Source organism: Streptosporangium sp. NPDC023825 (assembly GCF_040639575.1).
In the GTDB taxonomy this organism is placed as follows: Bacteria; Actinomycetota; Actinomycetes; order Streptosporangiales; family Streptosporangiaceae; genus Streptosporangium.
This window is the reverse complement of record NZ_JBFAAE010000050.1, coordinates 1-26033: the sequence shown is the minus strand read 5'-3', so window position 1 is coordinate 26033 and position 26033 is coordinate 1. Positions and strand designations below refer to the sequence as shown.

The window sequence follows — 26033 nt, the reverse complement described above, 5'->3', positions numbered from 1 at the left end:
CTCTGCCCGGGTCACCCTCACGCCCTCCCTCCCCGGGAGTTCGGCCGTCGCTCTCATAGGAGGGGGTTCGCGGGGTAGAGGGCCGGTCGTGAGCGAACTCCGGCAGAGCGACCCCGCCGAGCCCGGCATCCTGCGACGGCGCCGGGGCAGGGGGTTCAGCTATCACCGTCCCGGTGGCACGCAGGTCCGCGACCGCCGTACCCTCGACCGGATCAGAGCGCTGGCCCTGCCGCCGGCCTGGACCGACGTGTGGATCTGCCGGTCGGCGGACGGGCACATCCAGGCGACCGGCACCGACGCCGCGGGACGCCGCCAGTACCGCTACCACGACGTCTGGCGCGAGGAGCAGGACCGGGCGAAGTTCGACCGGGTACGGCGGATGGCCGAGCGGCTGCCGGCGTTCAGGGAGCGGGTGGCCGAGCACCTGGGGCAGCGCGGGCTGACCCGCGAGCGGGTGCTGGCCGCCGCGGCGCGGATGCTCGACATCGGGTTCTTCCGGGTGGGCGGGGAGTCGTACGAGTCCTTCGGGCTGGCCACGCTCAGGATGGAGCACGTCACGTGCTCGGCGGGCCGCGTCACCTGCTCCTACCCGGCCAAGGGCGGCAAGCCCAGGGAGGTGGAGATCGTCGACGCGGACGTGTGCAAGGTGATCATCGCTCTGCGCGACGCCGCGGACGAGGGGGAACTGCTGCGCTACCGGAACGGTTCCGGGTGGGCGGACGTGCGCAGCGACGACATCAACGCCTACCTGCGCGAGACGCTCGAGACCGAGGTGTCCGCCAAGGACTTCAGGACCTGGCACGCGACGGTCCTGGCCGCCGTCGGCCTGGCCGTCTCCTCCCGGGCCCGGTCCAGGACCGGCAGGAGGAGGGCGGTCAACCGGGTGGTCGGCGAGGTGGCCGATTACCTGGGCAACACCCCGGCCGTCGCCCGCGCCTCCTACATCGACCCGCGCGTCATCGACGCGTACGCCCGGGGCAGGACCGTCGTGCGGGCGCTCGACCGTCTGGGGGCCGACACCGGGTTCGGGCAGCCGGCCACGCACGGCGCCGTGGAACGGGCCGTTCTCTCCCTGCTGGGCGGGAGGTGACGGCATGATCGGCGATCGGGCGGGCATGTCGCCGTTGAGGTTGTGACCTGCGAAGGAGAGGAGAGGTGACCACGTATGCCGGCACGCGAGGAGATCCCGACCACCCTGCGGCGTTCGCCGAAGAAGGCGCAGGAGACGTGGATCAAGGCACATGACTCCGCGGTGGAGACCTACGGGGAGGGGGAGCGGGCGCACCGCACGGCGTTCGCCGCGCTGAAGCACTCCTTCGAGAAGGTCGGCGACCACTGGGAGCCGAAGGGCCGCAAGGGGCCGTCCGACGCCCAGGCCGCCCGGAGCAGGCCCAAGGCGGGCAAGACCGCCGAGGGGGTGGACGCCAACGCCTCCAAGCAGCACCTCTACGACGTGGCCAGGCGCCTGGACGTCAAGGGGCGGTCCACGATGTCGAAGGAGGAGCTGGTCTCGGCAATCAAGAAGGCGAACCGGCGGGCCACGGCGAAGGCCCGCTGAGTTCCTGACCGCCGGAGACCCCGCCCGGGGACGTGTCCCCGGGCGGGTGCCGTCATGCGTAAACCACTGCTCCTTTTTGTGAAGATTCTCCTCCTTATTGCTATAAAGCGCCTTATGTCGGACACGGGGGCTGTGTGTCGATATGTACAGAGGCACGATGAAGCGACCGCGGGAGGGAAGGAAGCGCCGCCATGACGGATGTGTCGAGCATGGGACCCCAGCCGGGCGATGACCGTCCGGTCCTGACCAATCGTCAGGGGCACCAGGTCTACGACAACCAGAACCAGCGCACGGTCGGCGCGAGGGGTCCGGCCACGCTGGAGAACTACCAGTTCCTGGAGAAGATCAGCCACTTCGACCGCGAACGCATTCCCGAGCGGGTGGTCCACGCCCGGGGGGTGACCGCCTACGGCCACTTCGAGGCCTACGGCAAGCTCGGTGACGAGCCGATCGGCCGCTACACGCGGGCGAAGCTCTTCCAGGAGGCCGGGAAACGGACCGACGTGGCCGTACGGTTCTCCACGGTGATCGGCGGCAGGGACTCCTCGGAGGCCGCCCGCGACCCGCGCGGGTTCGCGGTGAAGTTCTACACCGAGGACGGCAACTGGGACCTCGTCGGCAACAACCTGGCGGTCTTCTTCATCAGGGACGCCATCAAGTTCCCCGACGTGATACACGCGCTCAAGCCGGACCCGGTGACGTTCAGGCAGGAGCCCGGCCGGATCTTCGACTTCATGTCGCAGACGCCGGAGAGCATGCACATGATCGTCAACCTGTTCAGCCCGCGCGGCATCCCCGCCGACTACCGGCACATGCAGGGCTTCGGCGTCAACACCTACAAGTGGGTGAACGCGCAGGGGGAGACCCATCTGGTCAAGTACCACTGGATGCCCAAGCAGGGCGTGCGCAGCATGACCGCCGAGGACGCCGCCGCCGTACAGGGGCAGGAGCTCGGGCACGCCACCAAGGACCTGCACGAGGCGATCGACCGCGGCGACTTCCCCGAGTGGGAGCTGCTGGTGCAGATCATGAGCGACGACGAGCACCCCGAGCTGGACTTCGACCCGCTGGACGACACCAAGGTGTGGCCGGAGAACGAGTTCCCCGCCATGCCGGTCGGCAGGATGGTCCTGGACCGCAACGTGGCCAACAACTTCGCCGAGAACGAGCAGATCTCCTTCGGCACCGGTGTCCTCGTCGACGGTCTCGACTTCTCCGACGACAAGATGCTGACGGGCCGCACGTTCTCCTACAGCGACACCCAGCGCCACCGGGTGGGCCCGAACTACCTGCAGCTGCCGGTCAACCAGGCCAAGAACGCCGAGGTGCGCACCAACCAGCGCGACGGCCAGATGACCTACCACGTCGACGGACAGGGCGAGAACCCGCACGTCAACTACGAGCCGTCCATCACCGGGGGGCTCAGGGAGGGGCAGTACCCCACCCACGACGAGCAGGGCCCGGTCGTCTCGGGGCGGCTGACCCGCAAGCGCATCCCGCGGACCGACGACTACACCCAGGCGGGCCAGCGCTACCTGCTGATGGAGGAGTGGGAGCGCGACGATCTCGTGCTCAACTTCGTCGGCATGCTGTCCCAGGCCTCACGCCCGGTCCAGGAGCGCATGGTCTGGCACTTCCTGATGGTCGAGGACGACCTCGGGCTCAGGGTCGGGGAGGGACTCGGGATCGGCCCCGACGACGTCTCCCACCTGGAGCCGCTGGCCAGTCAGGACCTGAGCGAGGAGGACCGCGAGCGGATGTCCAGGCTCGGCAAGAACGGGCCGCGCGACGTGACCGGCCTGAAGATGACCCACTGCGTGCCCGACGAGAGGACGCGGGCGCAGTTGTAGGACCCGTCGCCGGGCCGGAGCGGACCGCGCGCCGGCCCGGCGCGGAGGGGAGCCGTGAACGGAGGTGACGGCGTCGGGACAGCACGAAATCCTCGGTCAAGGTCGCCCGATTTTTCCGCTTAAAAGGTATGAATGCCATTACAGCGGGCACGCGATCCTCAACCTGAGCCGCCGACACCTGAGCCTTTCCTACTCCCAATTGGATCGCCATGCCTGTTAAGAGCAACGTCATTCCGATCATCCACTGGTCCCGCCGCTCGTCCTGCCTCAGCGAGGACCCCGAGCTTTTCTTCCCCGTGTCCTACGAGGGGCCGGGCCGTGAGCAGTACGAGCGCGCCAGGGCGGTGTGCCGCCGGTGCCCGGTGCGCGGGCGCTGCCTGGAGTACGCGTTGAACACCCAGCAGATGTACGGCGTCTGGGGAGGCACCACCCCGGAGGAGCGCAGGGCCGCCATGACCGGGGAGAGGCGCAGGGTCAGATAGCGGCTTTCCGCGGCGACGGGCCGTCCCGCCCCCTTTCCGGGTCCCGTGTCCCGGCCCCTTCCCCGGCTTTCCCGTGTCCCGTGTCCCGGTCCTTTTCCGCGTCGGCCGTCAGCCGGCCATCCGGCCCTTCCGGGGCCGGCCCGCTTCGCCCTGCCCGCCCGGCACGTGGTCCAGGGCGAGCTGCCCGACCGGCAGGTGGTCCAGGGTGAGCTGCCCGCCCGGCTCATCGGTTCCACCGCGCTCACCGGTCTCCCCGGTCTCCCCGGTCTCCCCGACGAGAGCGCGGAACCGGGCGGCGTTGCGCTGGGAGTTGTCCGCGCAGCAGTTGTTGAAGAGCACATGGGTCACCTCGGCCCCCGCCGCGAGTTCCAGGACCCTGGCCGCCCACCGCTCGAGCTCCGCCTCCGAGTACATGTACGCGAAGCGCTCGTCGACGTTCTTGCTGGTCCACTTGTCGGAGTGCCCGTGCAGCCGCAGCACGGCGAGGTCGGAGGTCGCGGCCAGGATCGGCGGGATCGACGAGGTGTGCCCCTGGGGCATGTCGACCCCCACGTACGCGAGATCGTGCCCGGCGAGGAAGGCGAGGGTGTCCTCGCGGTTCTCCTCGTCCATCCAGGTGTGGTTGCGGAACTCGACGCTGACGCGCGTCGGCGCGCAGCGCCGGGCGCACTCCAGGATGTAGCGCCTGTTGCCCTCCCCGATCGGGAACCACGGCGGGAACTGGAAGAGCACCGCCCCCAGCTTGCCCGCCTCGTGCAGCGGTTCCAGCGCGCCGAGGAACCGCCGCCAGACCTCGTCGAGGATCTCCTGCGGCACGTCCTTCGGATAGAGGTTGCGCTGCGGGGGCGCGCCGAGGTCCTCCCGCAGGTCCTTGTAGAGGGAGGCGGGCCGGGTGGGATGCCCGGTCAACAGGGAGAACGCCTTGACGTCGAAGGTGAAGTCCGCGGGCGTACGGTCACGCCACGCCTCCACGGTGCTCTGTGACGGCGGGTGGTAGTAGGTGGCGTCCACCTCGGCGATCGGGAACCTCGTCGCGTAGTGGGCCAGGCGTTTCGCCGGGGTGGAGGCATCGGCGGGATACCAGCCCGACTCCAGCAGCGACCGGTGCGTCCACGAGGCCGTGCCCACGAGGATCCTGCCCATACCCGCGTCCTCCCTCACGCCGCCGGGTCGCTAAGGCCTTCCGCCGACGCCGCCGGCCAGCTCGCCCAGGCGCGCGGGCCCTCCGGTGCTCGGTGACAGCGGCGGGGTGTCCATGCCCTCGGCGCCCTCGGCGCCCCGCAACCCCTCGAACAGCTCTTTCATCGCCTCCACCGCCGTGTGGCGCGGCTGCCAGCCCAGCTCGGCGCGGGCGCGGCCGATGTCCATGATCGGCATTCTGAGCACCAGGTCGACCAGGCCGGGCGAGGCGGGGATCAGCCTCATGTGCCAGGCCGCGGCGACGGTGCTCCTGAGCGCCCAGCCCGAGACGGGAACCAGCCGGGCACCGAGCAGTTCGGCCAGCACCGAGGGCTCGATCACCGGGTCGGCGGCGATGTTGAAGGCGCCCGACACCGGCCGGGTGACCGCCAGCCGGTAGGCCTCGCCGACGTCGTCGGTGTGGACCGTCTGGAAGCGGAGCCCGGGGGTGTCGGGCACGAACGGGATCAGGCTCGGCCGTACCAGCCGCTGCGGCACGAACGGCCCGCCGAACAGGCGCCGCTGCCCGACCGCCGCCTCCCGCTTGAAGATGAAGCCCGGCCGCAACCGCACGACCCTGATACCCGGGTGGTCACGCTCGAACAGGTCGAGCACCCGCTCCACATAGGCCTTCTCCCGGCCGTAGGCGGCACCGGGCCAGCCGTGGGTCGGCCACTCCTCGGTGACGGCCCGGTCCTTGGGGGCCGAGGAGTAGGCGCCCACCGAGGAGGCGTGCACGAGGGCGGAGACACCCGCCCGCGCGGCGGCCTCGAAGACCCTGATGCTGCCCAGGACGTTGTTCCGCCAGGTCGTCACCGGGGCACGGGTGGGCTGGAACAGCCACGCCAGGTGGACGACCGCGTCGGCTCCCTCCAGGTGCGGCGCCAGGTCGCCGCCGGCGACGTCGACGGTCCGCCAGGTGGTCTTGGGCGGAGACCAGTCCGGCTGCCTGCGGGCCAGGCCCACGACGGATGTGACATCCTGATCGGCCGCGAGGGCGGACACCACGCTCGTGCCCACGTTTCCCGTCGCGCCGACGACTACTACTCGCATGCCTACCGCGTGCCCCGGGAGGGCCCGGTGAATCCATCCTCACGACTGCTTTGCCGTACGAGGAGACGATCCGGCGACACGCGATCGCCGTGTCCGGCCGTCCGGGGGCGTCGCCCGCCGGCCCGGCCGGACGCGGGGGCCGGGTCCGCCGGCCGCCGCCCGCGAAAGGCGGCCGGGAGACGGCGGGAACTCAGCGCCGGGGGGACGGCCAGGGGTTGGGGCGGCAGCCGTACAGGGACTTGGTCTGCTGGAGCATCACCGGTGCCCGCCGGCCGCGCCCCGGGCAGGACACGTGGCCGTGGCCGAGTCCGTGGCCGACCTCGTGGCTGATGACGTACTCGCGGTAGGAGGCCACGTCGCGGCCGTAGCCGGTCGCCCCGCTGTTCCAGCGGACCGCGTTGATGACCGCGCGCCCGCCGTTCCAGCAGGAGAGGATGCCGTTGGTGCGCATCGGCAGGCACCGCCTGTCGGCCGTCTCGGGGCTGGACAGCGAGACCCTGATCCTCACCGGGCCGCGGGCCACCCGCTTGAACCGGTACCCCCAGCCGCGCGGGTCGTTGAGGATCCGGTGCACCTCGGCGGCGAACTCCTCCACCTCGAACGGCAGGCCCCGCTCGACCTCCACCGCGTACCGGATCACCTTGCCTTTCCCCCGGGGAGGCCGGGCCTCGCCGGGGGCGACGGCGTAGCGGCCCTTGGCCGACCGGGGGACCTTCACCTTCAGCGGCTGCTGCCGGCCGTTGGCGAGCAGCAGCGGCTCCTTGGCCGGGGAGGGGGGCGTGGGACCGGCGGAGTTCGCGGGCGCGGCCGTGTCTCGAAGGTCCTGGGGTTGCGGCGGCGGGGTCGGCGTCACGGGCACCGCCGGTATCCCGGGCGGGGCGGCGTCAGGAGTCGCGGGCCTGTCGGGAACGGGCTCGAGGTGACCGCTCAGCACCGTGGCCCCACCGGCCGTGAAGGTGACCACGATGCTCAGCGCGAGAAGCCACAGAACGGTCTTAGGGTCACGTCTCATTGCGTTCCTGGACATAGACCGTAAACCTTATTGCCCCTCGGCGGTAACTGATCAAACCAGGAGAAAATCCATCATATGAGGGCGGTGCCGGGGAACTTCGGGGAGGTACGCCGACGGCGGCCGCATGCTGCGGCCGCCGTCGAATCAGGGGTTTCGCGGGCTTGACGGATGGTTTGCCGAGCTGTGCCGTCGAGCGTCACCGGCTGTGGCCGGGGAGCACCGGCCGCCGGCGGGGACCGCGGCCGGTATGGTGGCCCGGCGGCGGTCCCGCGGTCCTACGAGTGCGGGCAGGTGTCCCGGTACTCGGAGATGTTCCTGTCGCTGCTGGGCGCGGGGCACAGGAACTGCTCGTAGCGGGTGTCGTCGTCGATGAAGCGCTTCATCCACGAGACGCTGTACTTGGCGATCGTCGTGTTGGAGGAGTTGGGCGCGAAGTGGCTGGCGCCGTCGAGCTCCAGGTAGGCCTTCTCCGAGGAGGCGGGGATGCTGTTGTAGAACGGCTTGGAGTGCAGGGTCACCGAGGCGACCGAGTCGTTCTCCGCGCCGATGATCATTGTCGGGACGCGCACGTCCGACCAGCTCTTGGTCGTGTGCCACGGGGTCAGCGGGATGGCCGCCTGCAGCTGCGGCCGGCTGTCGGCGGCCGCCAGCGTGCCGCCGCCGCCCATCGAGTGCCCGGCGACGCCGAGCCTGCTCGCGTCGACCCGGTTCGCGACCGAGCTCTCCCGCGTGAGGTAGTCGAGCGCGGCCAGCAGCTGCCGTCCCCGGCTGGCGGGCTGGTCGGAGCGGGTGATGGTGTCGATGTTGAAGACGACGAAGCCGTGGGAGGCCAGCCGCGAGGCGAGCCAGGCCATGGTGGACCTGCTCGCGGTGTAGCCGGGGGCGATGGCGATCCCGCCGAACGTCCCCTCGGCGGTGGACGTCGGATAGTAGATCGTGCCTCCGCCGAAGCCGCTCACCCGCAGCGAGGAGACGGTGGTCTCCGAGATCGAGAACGGTCCTCTGACCGCCTCGATGCTGGAGTTGGTCGGGTCGGGGCCGCGGTCGTAGGGACCGGCGGAGGCGGCCTGCGCGGCGGGGGCCGCGACGGCCTGCGCGGCGGGCGCGAGGGTCCCGCCGGTGCCGAGCAGAGCGAGTGCGAGGGTCAGCGTGGCGACCGTCGTCGCCCGGCGGGAACGCCTGGGCGCGGGGGCCTGGGGGGTGGTGCCGTACGGCTGCACGTTGCTGTACTCCGTTCCTGTGGGGGGAACCACGGCGATACGGCGGTCGAGGCTGACGGCCGTTCGTCGCGCGTCGTACCGCCACCGGGAACGGCGGCGGTACGGTCAGCGCACCGGGGTGACCCCTCGGGTTTCTGACAGACGCCACTTTCTCCCTGTCAGTCCCGGAGTGCATCGGTGAAATCACCCGTACTCCATCGCACTGGTCAACACCGGTGAATCACGACATCAACCGCACCAGTTCCACCCGGGAGCGGATGTCGAGCTTGGCGAAGATGTTCCTGAGGTGGTGCTCGACGGTCCTCGGGCTCAGGAAGAGCCGGGCCGCCACCTCCCGGTTGGTGGCGCCGTCCGCCACGATGCGCGCGATCTGGTACTGCTGCGCGGTGAGCTTCTCGGTGGCCTTCGGGCGGTGAGACCGGACGGCCTCTCCCGCGCCGCGCAGCTCGGCGCGGGCCTGCTCGGCCCACAGCCGCGCGCCGGAGCGCTCGAACGTCTCCAGCGCGCTGTGCAGGTGCTCCCTGGCCGCGCCCGGACGCCGGTTCCTGCGCAGCGCGCTGCCGAAGAGCAGCTGGGTGCGGGCCGTCTCGAACTCGGAGAACCCCTGGTGGTGCAGGTCGAGCGCGGCCCTGAAGTACTCCTCGGCGTCGCCGGGGGCGGCCAGGAGCGCGTGGCAGCGCGTGGCCAGCGCGCGCCGGTCGGGACTTCGGGTGCTGCCCACCCAGCGGTCGAGCACCCGCAGCGCCTCCCCGGCCCGCTCCCGGTCGCCCGTGCGCGCGGCGGCCTCGACGAACAGGGGGGTCGACATGACCCGCACGACGAGGTGGCCGCTGGCCCCGTCCGCCCTGGTCGTGGCCCGCAGCCGCTTGGCGGCGTCGGCGTGCCGGCCCGCCGCGAGGTCGAGGTGGGCCAGTGCCCAGGTGCCGAGCGCTCCCGCCACGCACACGCCGTGGGCGCCCGCCAGCTCGATGGCGCTCGCTGCCCTGATCGCGCACGTCTCCTCGTCCCCCTCGACGGCCGCGGTGAGGGCCAGCCACCCCAGGTGCTGGCCCGCGCTGTTGGGCCGCCCGCGCTCCTGGGCCAGCCGGAGCCCCTCGACGGCGCTGGCGGTGATGGAGGCGTAGCGGCCCATCCAGAGCTCGGCATTGATCATGAACTCCAGGACCTGCGGCACGGTGGAGACCGCCCCGCGGGCGCGCGCCGTCTCCACCGCCCGGCCGCACAGCCGCACCGCCTGCGCGTCGTCGCCGAGCAGCAGGCTGGCCACGCCCGCCCACACCAGCACCGAGGGGGTACGCACCGAGGGTGCGAGCTCCAGCACCCGGCGGAGCGGATCGGCCGCCTCCCGGTGACGGCCGTCGAACGTCGCCGCCGTACCGGCCAGATACTCGAACATCAGCTGGGTGGCCGCCGGGTCGTCCGGGCGGCGCAGCGTGGCGGCCCACCGCGCCATGTCCAGGTAGCGAAGGTTGTCGCCGGCCAGATAGCTCGCCTCGCCCGCGCGGATGAGCACCCGCACGGCCTGCCCCCGGTCCCTGTCCAGCAGCGACTCGGCCGCCGCCAGCAGGTCCTCCCCGGCGCTGCCGGTCTTCCCGCTGCGCATCTCCAGGCTGCCGCGGATCAGTTCGGCCTGGCTGCGCACCTCCTCGGAGATCGTCAGCGACTGCAGGCGGGTGAGCAACGACCGGGCGCGACGGGGCAGGCCCGCGTGCCAGGCGCGGTTGGCGGCCGCGGCCAGCCGCGCGGCCTTGACGTCGCCGTGCTCGGTCAGCTCGGCCGCCCGCTCGAAGGCGAGGAAGGCCGGCGGGTGGCCGCCGGGGGAGGTCACCGCGGCCGCGGCCGCCGCCAGCTCGTCGGCGAGCGACTCGGCCGGGCCGTCCATCGCGGCGGCCCGGTGCCAGGCCCGCCGCAGCCGCTGATGGTCGTGACGCAGCATGCCCGCGAGCAGGCGGTGCGCGGCGCGGCGGCGGGCGAGAGAGGCGCCGGCGTAGACGACCGTCCGCATCGCCGGCTCGCGGAAGTCGTAGCGGTCACCGGCACCGTCGCCGGCACCGGCGACATGGACGATCACCCCCGCCCGCTCCGCCGGCTCCAGCGCGGCCGGCGCGCGCTCCGGCTCCGAGGCGCCGACCAGGGTGACCGTCTCCAGGTCGGGATCCGCCGCGAGCAGCAGGAGCATGTCCGCGGTCTCGGCGGGCAGCCGCGCGAGCCGTCCGGTGTACGCGCGCCAGAGCCGCCCGCCCCTCGGCAGGGTTCCGGGCGGGGCGGCGGCGCCGGAGATCTGCTCCGGGCTCAGCGATCCGGCGAGCTCTCCGAGCGCCAGCGGGTTGCCGCAGGCGATCTCCAGCAGCGACGCCCGTACGTCGTCGGCCAGCCCCGGCACCAGGTCGTCGGCGAGCCGCCTGGCCGCCTCCTCGTCCAGGGCGCCCAGCTCGAACGCCGGTATGTCGTCGGGGGCGGCTGCGCCGTCGCCGTCGCCGTCGCCGCCGTCGTCGGTCCCGAACAGCAGCACGATCGGTTCCCCCGCCAGCCGTCTGGCCGCGAAGAAGAGCGCCTCGCGGCTGGGCGCGTCGAGGTGGTGAACGTCGTCGACGCAGGCCAGTACCGGGCCGCCGGCGGCCGCCAGGAGGTTGAGAACCGCCGCGGGAAGTGTCAGCCCGCCGTCCGCCGCACCCAGCTCCAGCGCCCGGGTCAGCGCCTGCGCCTGCGCCGGGGGGAGCGCGGGGAGCCGGCCGGCGAACGGTCTGAGCAGGCCGTGCAGCCCGGCGTACGGCAGGTGGGACTCCGCCTCGGTGCCGCGCACCCTGAGCACGACGAAACCGCCCGTGCCACCTGTGCCGCCGGTGCCACCCGTGCCGCCCGCGTGGGCCGCCGCGAGGTCGAGCAGCGCGGTCTTTCCCGTACCCCGCGCCCCTCGCAGGATCACCGCGCCCCCGGAACCGCCCCGGGCGGCGTCGAGTAATCGCAGCAGCGCGTCCTGCTCCGTGTCACGGCCGTGCAGCGCCGGTGACCGGGTGGCGGCGGAGGGGGAGGGCATCCCTCAGTGTTACGCGCGTGTGTCGCGCCTGGAAAGAGCGGGTGGCGGGGTTCCCCACCGGCCTCCGCTGGCCTGCACCGGTGTACCGCCGGCCCAGGAAAGACCGGTGATTTCACCGATGCGCGCCGAGGGACGGGGCCGGGGTGTTCACCGGTTCAGGGCGATCGCCTTCCTGGCCTGTCCGGGGTCGTCGGCGTCCAGGGCGATCCGCGCGTTGTCACGGCACCGCTCCAGGGAGTGGGCGGCGAGAGTCTCCCGTACCGTGGAGATCCCGGGCGCGGACATCGACAGGCTGCTGACGCCCAGCCCGACCAGGACGGTCGCCAGCAGCGGGTCGGCCGCCGCCTCGCCGCACACGCCGACGGGCTTGCCCGCCGCCCGCCCGGCCTCCGCGCAGCCGGCGATCAGCTGGAGCAGCGCGGCCTGCCACGGGTCGAGCAGGTCGGCGAGTTCCCCGTGCTGCCGGTCGGAGGCGAAGGTGTACTGGCTCAGGTCGTTGGTGCCGATACTCAGGAAGTCGAGCTCCTCCAGCAGGCGCCCGGCACGCAGCGCGGCGGCGGGGACCTCCACCATCGCCCCGACGCGCGCGATCCCCCGGGCACGGGCCCGCCCGGCGAAGTCGGCGGCCTCGGCCACCGTCGTCACCATGGGCGCCATCACCCACGGCTCGGTCCCGGTCGCGCGGGCCGCCTCGGCGATGGCGCCGAGCTGGGTGTCGAGCACCTCGGGCCTGACCCGGGAGACCCGCAGTCCCCGTACGCCCAGCGCCGGGTTGGTCTCCTCGGCCAGCCCGAGGAACGGCAGCGGCTTGTCCGTGCCCGCGTCGAGGGTGCGGACCACGACGTGCCCGCCGGGGGCGGCGCGCAGGACCGCGGCGTAGGCGGCCACCTGCTCCTCGTAGCCCGGCTCCTCGCGCCGGTCCAGGAAGAGGAACTCGGTGCGGAACAGCCCCACCCCCTCGGCGTCCACGCCCTCTGCCCCCTCCGCCCGGGGAGCCCGGTCCGGCGGTGCGAGGTCGGCCGCCGAACCGATGTTGAGCAGCAGCTTGACCGGGTGGCCGTCGGAGGTCCTGCCGGGGCCCCGGACGGTGCCCGTCCGGCGGCGGTCGGCCTCGGCCCGGCGCTGGATCCCGGCGGCGGCCCCCTCGCCGATACCGACCTCCACCTCGCCCCGCAGGCCGTCGACCGACACCCACGTCCCCTCGCCGATGTCGCCCGCCCCCCGGCAGGCGACCACGGCGGGCAGGCCGCGGGCGCGGGCCAGGATGGCGGTGTGGCTGGTCGGGCCGCCCTTCTCGGTGACGAGGGCGAGGACGGACCCGGGATCCAGGTTCACCGTGTCGGCGGGGGACAGGTCCGCGGCGACCAGGACGAACGGGTGACCCGGGTCGGGCACGCCGGGGACGGGCAGGCCCAGCACGGCCGCCACGGCCCGGTTGCGGATGTCGTCGAGGTCCGCGGCGCGTTCGGCGATGTAACCGCCCGCCGCCAGCAGCGCGCGCCGGTGGTGGGCGCAGGCCTCGTCGATGGCGTGCGCCGCGTCCTTGCCCGACCTGACGTTCGCCTCCACGGACTCGTGCAGGCCGGGGTCGTCGGCGATGAAGGACTGCGCCTCCAGGATCGCCTTCGCGTCGGGGTCGGGCGCCTTCTCCGCCCGGGCCGCCAGCTCGGAGACCGTGGCCCGCAGCGCGTTCATCGCCCGGTCGAGCTCGGCGACGGCGTCGGTGACGGGGGAGGGGGCGGGCAGCTCCGGCGGGCCCGCCATCCGGCAGACCCGTCCGGCGGCCCGGCCCGGGCTCACGCCCAGGCCACTGAGCGTCTCAGCCACGGGAGGTCTCTCCGGCGCCACGGGGGGCCTCTTCGGCGTCGAGGTCGCGGGCGAGCAGCTCGGCGAGGGAGTCGAGCGCCTCGTCGGCGCCCGGTCCCTCCGCCTCGATCGTGACCTCCGTGCCGTGCGTGGCGCCCAGCGCCAGCACGGCGAGCATGCTGTTGGCCGGTACGGGCTTGCCGTCCCCGACGCGGATGCGGACGGGCATCCCCTGCCTGGCCGCGGCCTGCACGAAGATCTTCGCGGGCCGGGCGTGAAGGCCCGTGCGTGAGGCGACGACCACTGTCCTCTCCGGCATCTCCGGTTCTCCTTCTGCGCGTTCTGCGAGTGGTTCGAGTGGTGCGGGCTCGGCGGGGCCTGCGCGCGTTCGGCGGGCCCGTCCGGGTTTTTGGGGGCGGCCCCTTCCGCCGGGCCCGGCGGAAGGGGCGTGGGAGACCGGAGCCGGTCAGGGTTCGATGGTCACCTTGATGGCCTCGCCCCTGCTGACGATGTCGATCCCCTCCAGGACCTCCGCGAGCGGCAGCCGGTGCGTGATGAGGTCGGCGACCGGCACCGAGCCGTCGGCGATCAGCCGCAGGGCCCGGGCGTTGTGCGCCGGGCTGGACCCGTTGGCGCCGACGATGGTCAGCTCCCGGTAGTGGACCAGGTTGGAGTCGCACTGGATGATCGGGTTGTCCTTGGGCAGGCCGCCGAAGAAGCTGATCCGTCCCTGGCGGGCCGCCATCCGCAGTGCCTGCTCCTGGGCGGCGCCGGAGGCGGCGGCGGTGATGACGACGTCGGCCCCCCTGCCGTCGGTCAGCTTGAGCACCTGCTCGACGACGTCCTCGCCGTGGACGACCGCGTCCGGGTGGACCAGCCCCGCGGCCATCTCCAGCCGCCCGGCGTTGATGTCGACGAGGAAGACCCGCGCCGCGCCCCGCGCCCGCGCCAACCGCACGTGCAGGCAGCCGATCGGGCCGGAGCCCATGATCACCACATCGTCGCCCTCGCCCACGCGGGCCAGCTCCTGGCCGTTGAGCACGCAGGCCAGCGGCTCTGCCACCGACGCCTCGGCGAAACCGACCCCGTCCGGGACGCGGTTGACGCCGTCGACCGCGAGGACCTTCGCCGGGATGATCATGTACTCGGCGAACCCGCCGTCGTAGTGGTAGCCCATCGACTCCTGGTTCGGGCAGACGGTCATCCGGCCCCGGCGGCACTCCGCGCACTTCCCGCAGGGGATCGCGGCGATCACCTGCACCCGGTCACCCGGGGCCCACTCGCCCGCGTCGACGGCCTCGACCACCTCACCGGCGATCTCGTGCCCCATGACCCTCGGTGGCTTGATGTGGTGGTGACCGTGCTTGAGGATCTTCGCGTCGGTGCCGCAGGTCGAGCAGTTGCGCACGCGTATCTTGATCTCGCCTGGTCCGGTGACGGGTTCCGGCGCCTCCTCGACGCGGATGTCGCCAGGGGCGTAGAAACGGGCGACCTTCACTATGCTTCGTCCTCTTCGTTCGGTTGCAGCAGCCGGACCACCTCGGCGACCTCCGTCGCCTCGCGAAGGGCCCTGGCCTGGTCGGGATCCATCAGGATCTGGGCGAGTTCGGCGAGCAGCCGTACGTGGCCGTCGCCCTTGGCGGCGATGCCGATGCACACCGTCACCTGGTCGCCGTCCCAGTCGACGCCGCCGGGAAAGCGCACGACGCTGATGGCGTCGTGCCGGACGGCGTCCTTGGCGGCCAGGGTGCCGTGCGGGATGGCGACTCCCTCGCCGACGTAGGTGGAGATCGAGCGCTCCCGTTCGAGCATGGTGTCGATGTAGGCGCTCTCCACCGCGCCGACGGCGAGCAGGGCCTCCCCGCACTGCCGGATCGCGTCGTCGCGGTCGGCGGCCGAGGCCGCCAGCCGGATGGCGCGCGGGTCCAGCGGCAGCGGCGCCGTCTCAGGCATTGACGGTGCCGCCACTCTTGATCGTGCTGACCAGCCTGGTCACCGCCGGGTCCCCGATGAAGACCTGGAACGGGATCAGCACCTTGTCCGGGGCCCCGGCCCTGGCCCGGTTCGCCAGGCCGGCGTGGCAGACCACCACGTCGGCGTCGGCGGGGATCGAGTTGACCGGGGTGTGCTCCACCTGGACGTTCTGGTCCTTCAGCTGCTTGCGGAGCTGGGTGGCGAGCATGACGCTGCTGCCCATGCCCGCGTCGCAGGCCACGACGATCTTGTGGATGTCCTTGCTCTCGATGCTGGCCATCGGTCAGGCCTCCTTGGCGACGGGTGCGGTCTCGGTCTCGGTCTCGGTCTGGGCCGGGGGTTCCCCGGGGTTCTCCTCCGTCTCGTCCTTGCCCCTGCCGAAGCCGAGGAGCGCCGAGGCGACGGCGAAGGAGACGAGGGTCGCGGCGAGGACGCCGGCGATGGTGCCGAACCACCCGCCCCTGGGAGTCACCGCGAGGAAGGCGAAGATGCTGCCGGGCGACGGCGTGGCCACCAGGCCGGCCCCGGTCATGATGAAGACCAGGACGCCCGTGGCGCCACCGGCGATGACCGCGAGGATCAGCCGGGGCTTCATGAGCACGTACGGGAAGTAGATCTCGTGGATGCCGCCGAAGAACTGGATGATGATCGCGGCGGGGGTGCTGGGGCGCAGCGCGCGGGGACCGAAGAACATGAAGGCCAGGAGCAGGCCGAGTCCGGGGCCGGGGTTCGACTCCAGCATGAACAGGATCGACTTGCCCGTCTCGGCCGCCTGTGCCACGCCCAGCGGGCCCATCACGCCGTGGTTGATGGCGTTGTTGAGGAAGAGCACCTTGGCGGGTTCGATCACGACCGAGGCCAGCGGCAGCAGGTTGTTGCCGATCAGCCAGGCGACCGCGTCGCTCGCGACACGGGTGACATTGGTGACGACGGGGCTGATGGCCAGGACCCCCACCAGGGCCATGGCACCGCCGACGATGCCGGCGCTGAAGTTGTCCACCAGCATCTCGAAGCCGGCCTTGACCCGGTCGGCGACGAGCCCGTCGAACAGCTTCAGGATGTACGCGGTCAGCGGTCCTATGATCATCGCGCCGAGGAACATCGGGCTCTCGGCGCCGGCGACGACGCCCATGGTGGCCACGGCGCCGACCACGGCGCCGCGCTGGCCGTGGACCATCCGCCCGCCGGTGTAACCGATCAGGATCGGCAGCAGCACCTTCACGATCGGATCGACCAGGACGGCGAACTTCTCGTTGGGCAGCCAGCCGGTGGGGATGAACAGGGCGGTGATCAGGCCCCAGGCGATGAACGCGCCGATGTTCGGCATGATCATCCCGGCGAGATACCCGCCGAAACGCTGGATGTTCGCTCTCGCCCCGGTTCCTGTGACAGTTGGGGTGTACTCGCTCATGTGTGCTGCTCCTTCCGGGGCGGCCGGCCGGGCCGGCCAGGGGGGTGGATCCGCGCCGCTGTCAGCCCCCGGACCGCAGCGGCAGGGCAGGATCGGCTCCGGTGACGCGGACGTCGTCACGCCGGATGTGGTGCGGGGAGGGCATCCGGCTTCCCGGCAGCCCGACCGCGGCGGTCGCCCAGGCCAGCGCCTCGACCAGCGCGCTCTCGCCGCGCGCCCCGCCGGCGAGGAACCCGGCGAGCATGGCGTCACCGGCGCCGACGGTGCTGCGCGGCTCGGCCACCGGGCACTGGCCGTGCCAGATCCGGTCGTCCTGCAGGAGGATCGCGCCGTCGGCGCCCAGGCTGGCCAGGACGGCGCCCGCGCCTCGGACCCGCAGGCTCTCCGCGGCCTTGATGGCGTCGCCCAGGGTCGAGATGGCGATCCCGGTGGCCTCGCCCAGCTCCTCCCGGTTGGGCTTGACCAGGGCGGGGGCCTCGGCGAGCGCCGAGACGAGGGCGGGGCCGCTGGTGTCGACCGCGACGTTGATGCCCGCCGCGCCGAACCGCTCGCACAGGCGGGCGTAGACGTCGGCGGGCACTTCTGGCGGGAGGCTGCCCGAGGCGACCACCCAGTCCGCGGAGCTGGCCGCGCCGAGCACGGCCTCGGCGATGGTGTCGAGCTCGGCCGGCGACAGGGCCGTCCCCGGCTCGTTGATCTTGGTGACCGTGCCGTCGGGCTCGGCCAGGGCGACGTTGGACCGGGTGGTCCCGGCGACCGGGACGGTGATCATCTCGATGCCCTCGGCCGCGAGCAGGCTTACCAGCTGCCGTCCCTCGTCGCCGCCGAAGGGGACGACCGCGCACGAGCGGACCCGGTTGGCCAGCAGCGCCCGGGAGACGTTGACACCCTTTCCGCCGGGGTCGAGGTGGGCGGCGGCGGCGCGGATGACGGCCCCGCGGGTCAGCGACGCCACCTCGATCGTCCGGTCCAGGCTGGGGTTGAGGGTCAGAGTGACGATCATGCCGGGACCATCTCGATCGTCCGGCCGGGGCAGAGGCCGCGACCGGGGCCGAAGCCGGGACCGGGACCGAAGCCGGGACCGGGACCGAAGCCGGGACCGGGACCGAGGCCGGGGGGCAGGGGGACGGTCACGCCCGGACCACCTCCGGCCCGGCGGCGGCCAGCTCGGCCGCGACCCCGGTGTCGAGCCCCGTGTCACTGATCACCACGTCGATCTCCTGGATCGAGGCGAAGCGCGCCAGGTAGGTGTTGGCGAACTTGGTGTGGTCGGCGAGCAGCACGCACCGCTGCGCCGCGCCGATCATCGCCCGCTTGATGGCGGCCTCGGCCGGGTCGGGCGTCGTCAGCCCCTTGGCCACCGAGCACCCGTTGGCCGCCATGAACGCCACGTCCACGTGCAGGTCGGCGAGGGGGCGCAGCGCCCAGTCGTCGACGGTGGCCAGGGTCCGGCCGCGCACCCGCCCGCCCAGCATGATCACTGTCAGGTTGGGGCGGGTGGCCATCGCCGTCGCCAGCGGCGGGGAGTTCACGATCACGGTCAGCTCCCGGTCGACCGGCAGCGCCTGCACCAGCCTGCCGGTCGTCGACCCGGCGTCGATGATGATCGCGCCGTCCTCGGGGAGCTCGGCGAGCGCCGCCTTGGCGATGCGCTCCTTCTCTCCGATCATCACCTCGTCGCGGGCGGCCAGCTCGGGTTCGAACCCCAGCCGCTCGACCGGGATCGCACCGCCGTGCACGCGCCGCAGCATCCCGGAGCGCTCCAGCGCGGTCAGATCGCGGCGGATGGTCTCCGTGGTGACGGCGAACTCCTCCGCCAGCGTCACCACGTCCACCCGGCCGACGGTCCGCGCCCGGCGCAGGATCTCCTGTTGCCGCTCCTCGGCGTACATGCTGTTGATTCACCACCGTTTCAGTGTTGTTTCAGCTTTATTTACACCCGTATGTGTTGGAACGTCAATGGGTTGACTTCCCTCCAAACCAGCATGAACATGAAAAAACCCCAGGTGTTTGCCCGGGGGTGTGGTGCGGGGTGGGAGTGACCTTCGGTTGGCCCAGATTTTGGAATGCGTTGGAAATCCTCCGGCTCCGGCGCGGGGTGACAGGGGCCGGGGTTCTCCCGGTCCGGATGCTCGGTCCGGATGGCGGGCCGGAGATTCCCGGTGGGGGTCGGCGGCAACCCGGGTTCTCCCGGAGACGGGAGTCGCAGGGCCGGAGACCCCGCGGAGGCGCGGATTCCGGGGGTGTGGAGTCCCAAGATTCCGGGGTCCGGGGTCCAAGGGGGGCGGGGACGTCCCGTGAAGTCGTGGTCCGTCCTGTGAGGCCGTTCCGTGAAGTCGTTGTCCGTCCCGTGAGTCCGTTCCGCCGAGACCCTCAGCCGGGGAACGAGATGTGGGCGGGCGGCACGTGGGCGGCCAGCCATACGCCGTTGGCGCTGATCCGGAACTCATGACCCGCCCGGTGCATCTCCCCCGAGCGGACGACCAGCACGACAGGTCTGCCCCGCCGCGCGCCCACCCGGGTCGCGGTCTCCCGGTCGGGGGACAGGTGCACGGCGTGCCGGTTCATCGGCCGCAGGCCCTCCTCCCGGATGGCGCCCACGTACGCGCTCACCGTCCCGTGGAACAGGACCTCGGGTGGCTCGGCCGGGGGAAGGCCCAGGTCGACGCCTATCGAGTGGCCCTGGTTGGCGCGGATCCGGTCGCCCTCGACGGTGAAGCGCCGCTTGTCGTTGCCCGCGACCACCTGCCCGAGCTCGTCGCGGGTGATCGCGAAGCCGTGCCGCGCGGCGGCGGCCAGCAGGGCGTCCACGTCTGCCCAACCCTGCGGGTCGAGGACCAGCCCGATGCGTTCGGGCTGGTGCCTGAGGTGCTTGGAGAGATATTTGGAGACTCGAACGAGCCGTCTGTCGTCCATGGGACACCAGGATGCTGGCTCACACCGCCGTTTTCCACCGGATTCGTCCCGGCGCTTCCCGGCCTGAGTGCATATAGGACGCCTTCGCGTGTCCGGACGTCTTCGTGTGTCCGTGCCTTCGCGTGTCCGGACGTCTTCGCGTATCCGTGCTTCGCGTGTCCGGACGCTTTCGCGTGTCCGTGCCTTGCGCCGGGTGGCCGCCCGGGGCCGGTGCGAAGCGGGCTCAGCCGTCGGCGGCCCAGCCGTGGGTGCGCTTGAGGACGGCGGCCACGCGGGCGAAGCGCGCGCCGTCGAGGACGGAGCCCTCGCGGCGGATGTCGCCCTCGGCGAGGGTGAAGACCCGGTCCAGGCGCAGGTACGAGACCCGGTTCTCCCGGTCCCACTGGCCGGGGCCGATCTCCAGCCAGTCACCCGGGTCGCCGCCGCCGGCCCGGCTGGACAGCATCAGCGCCAGCAGCTTGCGCCCGTGGCGGCCGACGACCAGCAGCGGCCTGTCCTTGCCCCGGTCCGGATCCTCCTCGTAGGGGACCCAGGCCCAGACGATCTCGCCGGGGTCGGCGAGCCCGTCGAGATCGGGGGAGTAGTGCAGGGTCGCGGTCCGGTCGACGCGGCGGACCTCGCTGACCGCGCCTCGAGCCGGCCGGGGGTCCTCACCAAGATCACGCACGTGCACAGCCTATTGCAGACTCCGGACGCTTCCAAGGGGTACGGGCGGCTGCGGAGGGAGCGCACCGCCCGCTGGCCGGGGGCCAGCAGGGCGGCCGAGATCCGGGTGGGCGGGTGCCCTGGTCCGGACCTGGTTCGAAGGACGGCTCAGCCGCCGCTCTTGCGGCGGAAGGAGCGCTTGGCCGCCGCCGGGCCGTGAGCACCGTGGATCTTCGAGGAGTTCTTCCCCTTGCCCCCGGAGCCCGCGTCCGCCTGGGCGAGCTTCTTGCGCTCCAGTGCCTCGCGGAACTTGCGCTTCAGCTCGTCGTCGGAACTTTCGGAACCTTCGGGTTCCGGCGTGACGTCAGACATTACAGACCTCCTGATCTATCGGGCGGTCCAACCCCGACCAACAGGATCATCATCCTCTCATCCGGAGCCTTCCGGCGTGCAGGCCCCCCGCTTCGGCTCTGAGAGGAAGCCCTGAGGGAAGGGGGAGGAGCGGTGCGGGAAGGCCGCGTGCCGCGAGGTTCGCCGGCGCGCCGTCCGGCCACGTCAGTGCATGCCCAGGGCCATCATCAGCAGCAGGCCGGCCAGGTGGCCGACGACCACGAAGACGATCACGAAGATGAAGACGAACTTCGCCGGGCCGTGCTCGAAGTGCCGGCCCTCCTTGAGGGTGGAGCGCTCGGCCTGGCGCTTGGCGATCCGTTCCTCGATCGGCTTGCTGTGAAACATGGGAATCCTTTACTCGCCGACGATTGGGGCGATAATGGTTTGTACACTAATTATCGTACTATGTCGGTTGGAGGCATGCGTGAGTGAGATGGTCGATCTTCTGAAGCTGGACCGCCAGGTGTGCTTCGCCCTGGCGATCGCCTCGCGCAACGTCATCGGGCTCTACCGGCCCCTGCTGGAACCGATGGGGCTCACCCACCCCCAGTATCTGGTCATGCTCGCCCTCTGGGAGCGGGCACCGCTGTCGGTCAAGGAGCTGAGCAAGCTACTGAGACTCGACCCCGGTACGCTGTCCCCGCTGCTGAAGCGTCTCGAGGCCGTCGGCTACATCCGGAGGCGGCGTGACAGCCAGGACCAGCGTGTCCTGGCCGTCTCGCTCACACCGGAGGGCCACAGGCTGCGGGGCGAGGCGGAGAAGGTTCCGCCGGCGATCGTCGAGCGTCTGGGTATGAACCTGGAGGAGCTCCAGGAGCTCCACCGGTCACTGACACAGGTGATCGCCGCGGCGGACGGCGCGCATCACTGATTCGCGGAGAATCAGAGAACAGAAAGAGGAAAGACTCATGGCTGGAAGTCACGGGGGAAGCCCCAAGTCCTGGCTCGCGGTGATCGTCATCCTGCTGGGGTTCACCGTGGGGGGTGTCGCCCTGTGCCTCGGCCCCAACTGGACGTTCTTCTGGGTCGGGGCCGGGATCATCGCGATCGGCGGCGTGATCGCCCTGGTGGTCGACATCTTCTCGGACGTCATCATCGACGCGCCCCGCGTGCCGATGGACCAGGGCAACAGCTGATCAGGCCTTCTGCAGCGCCTCCTCGACGGAGGCGAAGACCTCGAAGGAGGAGCGCAGGCCGGTGATGGTGAGGATCCGCTCCAGGGTGCCGTGCACGCCGACGAGGGCGAGCCGGATGCCCAGGGTGCGGCTCTGCCGGAGCGCCAGGATCAGCTCGGCGACCCCGGTGGAGTCACAGAAGGTGAGACCCGCGACGTCGGCCACGACCAGGGAGGGCGGCTCGGCGGCCCATGCCTTGTCCATCTCCGCCCGCAGGGCGGGGGAGTGGTGGTAGTCGAGTTCTCCGAGTGCCCGGACGACGAACGCCGTCCCGAGCAGGCTTGATGAGACAGTGAAAAAGGCCATGCTGCGCTCCTTTGCCCGCGGGTGGCAGGGCGGGCTGCCTTTTTCCTACCAGTTCCGGGGTCACCGTGCCCCGGCGGGGCCTCAAATGATCCGGTAGAGCAGCTCAGGCCGTCCGAGGCCACCGTACTGGGGCACCCGGTGTGTGATCCCGCTCTCCGTCAAATGCTCCAGATAACGGCGGGCGGTCACCCGGGAGACGCCGATCGCCGCCCCGGCGGTCTGGGCCGACAGGCCGCCGGGGGACTTGCGCAGCTCCGCCAGCACGGCGTCGAGGGTGGCCTGCGTCATCCCCTTCGGCAGAAGGTTCTGCGCCGGGCCCCGCAGCGCCGCCAGCGCGCGGTCCACCTCGCCCTGACCGCTCGCCTCTCCCACGCCCTCCACCGACGACCGGAACTCGGCGTAGCGGGTGAGCTTCTCGTTCAGCGAGGCGAAGGTGAACGGTTTGAGCAGGTACTGGGCCACGCCGACGGAGACGGCCGACCTGACCACCGACAGGTCCCGCGCCGAGGTGACGGCGATGACGTCCGACATCACGCCCGCCGCCCGCAGTGCCCGGCACACCTCCAGCCCGTGCATGTCCGGCAGGTAGAGGTCGAGCAGGATCAGGTCGACGGGGTGGCGCCGCAGGAAGCGCAGCGCGTCGCCGCCGGACCTGACCACTCCCGCCACCCGGAAGCCGGGCACCCGCTCCACGAAGACCCGGTTCGCCTCGGCGGTGATCTCCTCGTCCTCGACGACCAGTACCGAGATCATGAGGTGCCCTTCCCCCGCAGCGGCAGCCGTACGGTGAACACCGCGCCCGTCCCGTTCTCCGCCGGTCGCCCGGCACCCGCCTCGCCCGCGCGGGCGGTCTCCGCGGCCGTGCCCGGTACGGCCGGGCCCGGCTCGAGCGCCCGCCCCGCCTCGGCCGGTCCCGTCCCCGCCGCCCGGCCCGGCTCGCCCGTCCCGCCGACCTCGATCGTCCCGCCCATGCGGCGGACCGCCTGGCCCACCATGGCCAGGCCGAGGCCGCGGCCGTCGCCCTTGGTGGTCCATCCCCGCCGGAAGGCCTCGCCCGCCGTCGCAGGGTCGAGGCCCTGGCCGCTGTCCGCCACGCTGATCACGAAGGTCGTCTCGTCGGCGCGCAGCCGCACCTCCACCCGCGCGGGCCGGGTGCCCGCCATGGCCGCGTCCGCCGCGTTGTCCATCAGGTTGCCGACGATCGTCACCAGGTCGCGGGTGTCCAGGCCGAGGTCGTCGAGCTCGCTGTCCGGGGTGATCGACAGCTCCACCCCCCGCTCCCCGGCCTCGGCGCTCTTGCCCAGCAGCAGCGCGGCGAGCACGGGCTCGCGCACGGCGCCCACCACCCGGTCGGTGAGCTGCTGCGCGGCCTTGATCTCCTCGGTCGCGAACGCCACCGCCTGCTCGGCGCGGCCCAGCTCGACGAGGGTGATGACCGTGTGCAGCCGGTTGGCCGACTCGTGCGCGGCGGCCCGCAGGGAGTCGGCGAAGCCGCGCTCGGCGTTGAGCTGCCCGGTCAGGGACTGCAGCTCCGTGTGGTCGCGAAGGGTGACCACGGTGCCGAGCGAGCGGTTGCCGGAGCGGACCACCGCCGCGTTCACCACCAGCGTCCGCTCCCCGGTCATGTGGATCTCGTCGGTACGGTTCTCGGTCACCGCCAGCCGCTCGCCCAGCGAGGGGGGAAGGCCCAGCCGGGTGACGTGCCTGCCGTTCACCTCGCCCGCCAGGCCCAGAAGCTCCCTGGCGCCGTCGTTGCAGAGCGTCACCGTGCCCGCGTCGTCGACGAGCAGCAGTCCTTCCCGTACGGCGTGCAGGATCGCGTCGTGGTACTCGTACATCCGGCTCAGCTCGGCGGGGCCCATCCCGTGGGTCTGGCGGCGCAGCCGGGCCCCGACCAGGTAGGTGCCCGCCCCGCCGACGGACAGGCCGAGCAGGCCGATCAGCACGGCGCCGGTGATCTGCCCGCGGAGCCTGACGCTGATCTTGCTGATGGTGATGCCCCCGCTGACCAGGGCCCGTACCTCGCCGCGGGCGTCGCGGACCGGGGCGACGGCGCGGACCGAGGGACCGAGCGTGCCGGTGTAGGTCTCGGTGAAGACCCGCCCCGCCAGGGCGGGCGCGGTGTTGCCGAGGAAGCGGCGGCCGATCTCGGCGGGGTTGGGATGCGTGTAGCGCACGCCGTCGAGGCTCATGATCGTGATGAAGTCGACCCCGGTCTCCCGCCGCACCCGTTCCGCGTACGGCTGCAGGGCGGCGGGGTCGCCCAGGGAGGCGAGGACGGAGGGGGAGTCGGCCACGCTGACGGTCACCGCCCTTGCGGTGCCGGTGGCCTCCTCGACGAGCAGGTCGCGCATCTGCAGGAACGCCAGCAGGGCGCCACCGGTCACGGTGACGCCTACGACGACGATCTGGAGGGCCAGCATCTGCCTGGCCAGGCTCCAGTCGCGTACGCGTCTGGGAAGCTTCCGCAAGTTCACGAACAAAATGGACGCAATGGTGACTTGGATCACAGGGCCGGAGATAGTCGCTCGACCGGATTTTTCCTCTAGCGCGTGGAGCACGCATGAGCGCGGCCCGAGACAAAACACATTACCTGTACATCGCCGTCATCGTCGCCGTGGTCGCGGGTATCGCGATCGGGTTCGCGGCCCCCGATGTCGGCCTGGCCCTGAAGCCGCTCGGCACCGCCTTCGTCGCCCTGATCAAGATGATGATCAGCCCCATCATCTTCTGCACCATCGTGCTCGGTGTCGGATCGGTCACCAAGGCCGCCAAGGTCGGCCGGGTCGGCGGCCTCGCGCTCGGCTACTTCATCGCCATGTCGACCGTCGCGCTGGGCATCGGCCTGCTCGTGGGCAACCTGGTCGACCCCGGGCAGGGCCTGCAGCTCACCGACGAGCTCCGCAAGGCCGCCGAGGCCGAGGCGGCCAAGGGCGGCGAGACCGACACGGTGTCGTTCCTGCTCGGGATCATCCCGACCACGCTGGTGTCGGCGTTCACCGAGGGCCAGGTGCTGCAGACCCTCCTGGTCGCGTTGCTCACCGGCTTCGCCCTGCAGGCGATGGGCGAGCGCGCCAAGCCCATCCTGAACGGCATCACGCACATCCAGCGGCTCGTCTTCCGGATCCTCGCCATGATCATGTGGGCCGCCCCGGTCGGCGCCTTCGGCGCGATAGCCGCGGTCGTCGGAGCCACCGGCCTGGACGCGCTCAGGAGCCTCGGCGTCATCATGCTCGCCTTCTACCTGACCTGCGTGCTCTTCGTGTTCGTCGTCCTCGGCCCGATGCTCTGGCTGGTGGCGCGGATCGGCCTGTTCTCGCTGCTGCGCTACCTGGGCAGGGAGTTCCTGCTGATCCTGTCGACCTCGTCGTCGGAGTCGGCCCTGCCCCGCCTGATCGCCAAGATGGAGCACCTCGGCGTGAGCAAGCCCGTCGTCGGCATCACCGTGCCGACCGGGTACTCCTTCAACCTGGACGGCACGGCCATCTACCTCACCATGGCCACGCTGTTCGTCGCGAGCGCCACCGGCGCCCCGCTCGCCTTCGGCGAGCAGGTCTCCCTGCTGGTGTTCATGATGATCGCGTCGAAGGGCGCCGCCGGGGTCACCGGCGCGGGCCTGGCCACCCTCGCGGGCGGCCTGCAGTCCCACCGCCCCGACCTGGTCGACGGCGTCGGCCTCATCGTCGGCATCGACCGCTTCATGTCCGAGGCGCGGGCGCTGACCAACTTCGCCGGCAACGCGGTCGCCACCGTCCTGATCGGCACCTGGACGGGCGAGTTCGACCGGGAGCGCGCGACCGAGGTGCTGGCGGGCAAGGCGCCGTTCGACGAGACGACCCTCCTCGACGACGAGCACGGCGACGACACCCCGCCGCCCCCGCCGCCCGCCTCGCGGTCGGACGACCCGGCCCTGTCACCGGTGTAGCCGGTACAGCCGGCGTCGACCGGCGTCGACCGGGGCCGGCGTGGCGACGGCGGCCCTCCGGCGGGCGTACGGGCCGGTGGCGGACACTCCC

27 protein-coding genes are annotated in these 26033 nt (G+C 71.9%); 7 read left to right on the top strand and 20 right to left on the bottom strand.

The annotated features are described in order from the left end of the window. Nucleotides 1–88: 88 nt before the first annotated feature. The 4 genes from AB0G15_RS31955 (at nucleotide 89) to AB0G15_RS31940 (ending at nucleotide 3890) form a co-directional block, all read left to right on the top strand. Complete coding sequence (locus AB0G15_RS31955; RefSeq protein ID WP_362846899.1) at nucleotides 89–1090, top strand: DNA topoisomerase IB; 1002 nt, start codon at nucleotides 89–91, stop codon at nucleotides 1088–1090. Between the two features lie 75 nt (nucleotides 1091–1165). Beyond that, nucleotides 1166–1558 carry a ChaB family protein gene (locus tag AB0G15_RS31950; protein WP_362846897.1) on the top strand — a complete coding sequence of 131 codons (393 nt, stop codon included), beginning with the start codon at nucleotides 1166–1168 and terminating at the stop codon, nucleotides 1556–1558. Between the two features lie 191 nt (nucleotides 1559–1749). Then, nucleotides 1750–3408 carry a catalase gene (locus AB0G15_RS31945; protein WP_362846895.1) on the top strand — a complete coding sequence of 553 codons (1659 nt, stop codon included), beginning with the start codon at nucleotides 1750–1752 and terminating at the stop codon, nucleotides 3406–3408. A gap of 209 nt (nucleotides 3409–3617) precedes the next feature. Then, nucleotides 3618–3890, top strand: coding sequence for a WhiB family transcriptional regulator (locus AB0G15_RS31940; RefSeq protein WP_362686321.1), 273 nt, complete (start codon nucleotides 3618–3620; stop codon nucleotides 3888–3890). Nucleotides 3891–3998: 108 nt separating this feature from the next. Here the strand turns inward: AB0G15_RS31940 and AB0G15_RS31935 are convergent, their stop codons facing one another. From AB0G15_RS31935 to AB0G15_RS31855, 17 genes are all read right to left on the bottom strand, one after another. Beyond that, the gene (locus AB0G15_RS31935; protein WP_362846893.1) at nucleotides 3999–5033 is read right to left on the bottom strand and encodes a DUF72 domain-containing protein; all 1035 of its coding nucleotides are present in this window, start codon (nucleotides 5031–5033) and stop codon (nucleotides 3999–4001) included. Nucleotides 5034–5063: 30 nt separating this feature from the next. Continuing rightward, the gene (locus tag AB0G15_RS31930; RefSeq protein WP_362846891.1) at nucleotides 5064–6122 is read right to left on the bottom strand and encodes an NAD-dependent epimerase/dehydratase family protein; all 1059 of its coding nucleotides are present in this window, start codon (nucleotides 6120–6122) and stop codon (nucleotides 5064–5066) included. A gap of 190 nt (nucleotides 6123–6312) precedes the next feature. Further along, nucleotides 6313–7134, bottom strand: a complete 822-nt coding sequence (locus AB0G15_RS31925) for a DUF3152 domain-containing protein (protein ID WP_362846889.1) — start codon at nucleotides 7132–7134, stop codon at nucleotides 6313–6315. 275 nt (nucleotides 7135–7409) lie between these two features. Beyond that, nucleotides 7410–8282: a dienelactone hydrolase family protein gene (locus AB0G15_RS31920; RefSeq protein ID WP_362846967.1), complete on the bottom strand. Its 873-nt coding sequence runs from the start codon at nucleotides 8280–8282 to the stop codon at nucleotides 7410–7412. Nucleotides 8283–8574: 292 nt separating this feature from the next. After that, nucleotides 8575–11391, bottom strand: a complete 2817-nt coding sequence (locus AB0G15_RS31915; RefSeq protein WP_362846887.1) for an AAA family ATPase — start codon at nucleotides 11389–11391, stop codon at nucleotides 8575–8577. A gap of 147 nt (nucleotides 11392–11538) precedes the next feature. Further along, the gene (gene ptsP / locus AB0G15_RS31910; protein ID WP_362846885.1) at nucleotides 11539–13218 is read right to left on the bottom strand and encodes a phosphoenolpyruvate--protein phosphotransferase; all 1680 of its coding nucleotides are present in this window, start codon (nucleotides 13216–13218) and stop codon (nucleotides 11539–11541) included. Then, the gene (locus AB0G15_RS31905; protein ID WP_362846883.1) at nucleotides 13211–13516 is read right to left on the bottom strand and encodes an HPr family phosphocarrier protein; all 306 of its coding nucleotides are present in this window, start codon (nucleotides 13514–13516) and stop codon (nucleotides 13211–13213) included. Before AB0G15_RS31905 ends, ptsP begins: the two co-directional genes overlap by 8 nt. Nucleotides 13517–13663: 147 nt before the next feature. Then, a complete protein-coding gene (locus tag AB0G15_RS31900) occupies nucleotides 13664–14695 on the bottom strand; it encodes a zinc-dependent dehydrogenase (protein ID WP_362846881.1) in 1032 nt (343 codons plus the stop codon). Continuing rightward, nucleotides 14695–15150: a PTS sugar transporter subunit IIA gene (locus AB0G15_RS31895; protein ID WP_362846879.1), complete on the bottom strand. Its 456-nt coding sequence runs from the start codon at nucleotides 15148–15150 to the stop codon at nucleotides 14695–14697. Before AB0G15_RS31895 ends, AB0G15_RS31900 begins: the two co-directional genes overlap by 1 nt. Next, nucleotides 15143–15451, bottom strand: a complete 309-nt coding sequence (locus AB0G15_RS31890; protein WP_344744158.1) for a PTS lactose transporter subunit IIB — start codon at nucleotides 15449–15451, stop codon at nucleotides 15143–15145. The genes AB0G15_RS31895 and AB0G15_RS31890 overlap by 8 nt, the downstream gene beginning before the upstream one ends. Before the next feature lie 3 nt (nucleotides 15452–15454). Continuing rightward, nucleotides 15455–16582 (bottom strand): PTS mannitol transporter subunit IICB, encoded by a 1128-nt coding sequence (locus tag AB0G15_RS31885; protein WP_362846877.1) that lies wholly within the window; start codon nucleotides 16580–16582, stop codon nucleotides 15455–15457. Nucleotides 16583–16643: 61 nt separating this feature from the next. Continuing rightward, nucleotides 16644–17585, bottom strand: coding sequence for a 1-phosphofructokinase (gene pfkB / locus AB0G15_RS31880; protein ID WP_362846875.1), 942 nt, complete (start codon nucleotides 17583–17585; stop codon nucleotides 16644–16646). 127 nt (nucleotides 17586–17712) lie between these two features. Beyond that, a complete protein-coding gene (locus AB0G15_RS31875) occupies nucleotides 17713–18474 on the bottom strand; it encodes a DeoR/GlpR family DNA-binding transcription regulator (protein WP_362846873.1) in 762 nt (253 codons plus the stop codon). Nucleotides 18475–18955: 481 nt separating this feature from the next. After that, nucleotides 18956–19498 carry an RNA 2'-phosphotransferase gene (locus tag AB0G15_RS31870; protein WP_362846871.1) on the bottom strand — a complete coding sequence of 181 codons (543 nt, stop codon included), beginning with the start codon at nucleotides 19496–19498 and terminating at the stop codon, nucleotides 18956–18958. 223 nt (nucleotides 19499–19721) lie between these two features. Continuing rightward, entirely contained in the window at nucleotides 19722–20165 is a 444-nt protein-coding gene (locus tag AB0G15_RS31865; RefSeq protein ID WP_362846869.1) for a type II toxin-antitoxin system PemK/MazF family toxin, read from the bottom strand. Nucleotides 20166–20311: 146 nt separating this feature from the next. Beyond that, nucleotides 20312–20515, bottom strand: a complete 204-nt coding sequence (locus AB0G15_RS31860; protein ID WP_350967627.1) for a DUF5302 domain-containing protein — start codon at nucleotides 20513–20515, stop codon at nucleotides 20312–20314. A 183-nt stretch (nucleotides 20516–20698) separates the two neighbouring features. Next, entirely contained in the window at nucleotides 20699–20881 is a 183-nt protein-coding gene (locus AB0G15_RS31855; RefSeq protein WP_362846867.1) for a hypothetical protein, read from the bottom strand. Between the two features lie 88 nt (nucleotides 20882–20969). Here AB0G15_RS31855 and AB0G15_RS31850 point away from each other — a divergent pair, with 88 nt between their 5' ends. Beyond that, the gene (locus AB0G15_RS31850) at nucleotides 20970–21407 is read left to right on the top strand and encodes a MarR family transcriptional regulator (RefSeq protein WP_362846965.1); all 438 of its coding nucleotides are present in this window, start codon (nucleotides 20970–20972) and stop codon (nucleotides 21405–21407) included. A 37-nt stretch (nucleotides 21408–21444) separates the two neighbouring features. Further along, complete coding sequence (locus AB0G15_RS31845; protein ID WP_362686370.1) at nucleotides 21445–21672, top strand: HGxxPAAW family protein; 228 nt, start codon at nucleotides 21445–21447, stop codon at nucleotides 21670–21672. Here the strand turns inward: AB0G15_RS31845 and AB0G15_RS31840 are convergent, their stop codons facing one another. The 3 genes from AB0G15_RS31840 to AB0G15_RS31830 all read right to left on the bottom strand — a co-directional run bounded on the left by AB0G15_RS31840 (nucleotide 21673) and on the right by AB0G15_RS31830 (nucleotide 24494). After that, entirely contained in the window at nucleotides 21673–22017 is a 345-nt protein-coding gene (locus tag AB0G15_RS31840) for an anti-sigma factor antagonist (RefSeq protein ID WP_362846865.1), read from the bottom strand. It lies immediately after the preceding gene. An 81-nt stretch (nucleotides 22018–22098) separates the two neighbouring features. Continuing rightward, on the bottom strand, nucleotides 22099–22770 hold the full coding sequence (locus AB0G15_RS31835; protein ID WP_362686376.1) for a response regulator: 672 nt from the start codon (nucleotides 22768–22770) through the stop codon (nucleotides 22099–22101). After that, complete coding sequence (locus AB0G15_RS31830; RefSeq protein ID WP_362846863.1) at nucleotides 22767–24494, bottom strand: sensor histidine kinase; 1728 nt, start codon at nucleotides 24492–24494, stop codon at nucleotides 22767–22769. The genes AB0G15_RS31835 and AB0G15_RS31830 overlap by 4 nt, the downstream gene beginning before the upstream one ends. Before the next feature lie 86 nt (nucleotides 24495–24580). Between AB0G15_RS31830 and AB0G15_RS31825 the strand changes: the two genes are divergently transcribed. Beyond that, the gene (locus AB0G15_RS31825) at nucleotides 24581–25942 is read left to right on the top strand and encodes a cation:dicarboxylase symporter family transporter (protein ID WP_362846861.1); all 1362 of its coding nucleotides are present in this window, start codon (nucleotides 24581–24583) and stop codon (nucleotides 25940–25942) included. Nucleotides 25943–26033: the final 91 nt, after the last annotated feature.

What these genes read in the sequence shown, in the direction of transcription:
- AB0G15_RS31950 (WP_362846897.1), top strand. Translation starts at nt 1,166, where the DNA reads ATGCCGGCACGCGAGGAGATCCCGACCACCCTGCGGCGTTCGCCGAAG.
- AB0G15_RS31945 (WP_362846895.1), top strand. Translation starts at nt 1,750, where the DNA reads ATGACGGATGTGTCGAGCATGGGACCCCAGCCGGGCGATGACCGTCCG.
- AB0G15_RS31940 (WP_362686321.1), top strand. Translation starts at nt 3,618, where the DNA reads ATGCCTGTTAAGAGCAACGTCATTCCGATCATCCACTGGTCCCGCCGC.
- AB0G15_RS31935 (WP_362846893.1), bottom strand. Translation starts at nt 5,033, where the DNA reads ATGGGCAGGATCCTCGTGGGCACGGCCTCGTGGACGCACCGGTCGCTG.
- AB0G15_RS31930 (WP_362846891.1), bottom strand. Translation starts at nt 6,122, where the DNA reads ATGCGAGTAGTAGTCGTCGGCGCGACGGGAAACGTGGGCACGAGCGTG.
- AB0G15_RS31925 (WP_362846889.1), bottom strand. Translation starts at nt 7,134, where the DNA reads ATGAGACGTGACCCTAAGACCGTTCTGTGGCTTCTCGCGCTGAGCATC.
- AB0G15_RS31915 (WP_362846887.1), bottom strand. Translation starts at nt 11,391, where the DNA reads ATGCCCTCCCCCTCCGCCGCCACCCGGTCACCGGCGCTGCACGGCCGT.
- AB0G15_RS31905 (WP_362846883.1), bottom strand. Translation starts at nt 13,516, where the DNA reads ATGCCGGAGAGGACAGTGGTCGTCGCCTCACGCACGGGCCTTCACGCC.
- AB0G15_RS31895 (WP_362846879.1), bottom strand. Translation starts at nt 15,150, where the DNA reads ATGCCTGAGACGGCGCCGCTGCCGCTGGACCCGCGCGCCATCCGGCTG.
- AB0G15_RS31890 (WP_344744158.1), bottom strand. Translation starts at nt 15,451, where the DNA reads ATGGCCAGCATCGAGAGCAAGGACATCCACAAGATCGTCGTGGCCTGC.
- AB0G15_RS31885 (WP_362846877.1), bottom strand. Translation starts at nt 16,582, where the DNA reads ATGAGCGAGTACACCCCAACTGTCACAGGAACCGGGGCGAGAGCGAAC.
- pfkB (WP_362846875.1), bottom strand. Translation starts at nt 17,585, where the DNA reads ATGATCGTCACTCTGACCCTCAACCCCAGCCTGGACCGGACGATCGAG.
- AB0G15_RS31875 (WP_362846873.1), bottom strand. Translation starts at nt 18,474, where the DNA reads ATGTACGCCGAGGAGCGGCAACAGGAGATCCTGCGCCGGGCGCGGACC.
- AB0G15_RS31870 (WP_362846871.1), bottom strand. Translation starts at nt 19,498, where the DNA reads ATGGACGACAGACGGCTCGTTCGAGTCTCCAAATATCTCTCCAAGCAC.
- AB0G15_RS31860 (WP_350967627.1), bottom strand. Translation starts at nt 20,515, where the DNA reads ATGTCTGACGTCACGCCGGAACCCGAAGGTTCCGAAAGTTCCGACGAC.
- AB0G15_RS31855 (WP_362846867.1), bottom strand. Translation starts at nt 20,881, where the DNA reads ATGTTTCACAGCAAGCCGATCGAGGAACGGATCGCCAAGCGCCAGGCC.
- AB0G15_RS31850 (WP_362846965.1), top strand. Translation starts at nt 20,970, where the DNA reads ATGGTCGATCTTCTGAAGCTGGACCGCCAGGTGTGCTTCGCCCTGGCG.
- AB0G15_RS31845 (WP_362686370.1), top strand. Translation starts at nt 21,445, where the DNA reads ATGGCTGGAAGTCACGGGGGAAGCCCCAAGTCCTGGCTCGCGGTGATC.
- AB0G15_RS31840 (WP_362846865.1), bottom strand. Translation starts at nt 22,017, where the DNA reads ATGGCCTTTTTCACTGTCTCATCAAGCCTGCTCGGGACGGCGTTCGTC.
- AB0G15_RS31835 (WP_362686376.1), bottom strand. Translation starts at nt 22,770, where the DNA reads ATGATCTCGGTACTGGTCGTCGAGGACGAGGAGATCACCGCCGAGGCG.
- AB0G15_RS31825 (WP_362846861.1), top strand. Translation starts at nt 24,581, where the DNA reads ATGAGCGCGGCCCGAGACAAAACACATTACCTGTACATCGCCGTCATC.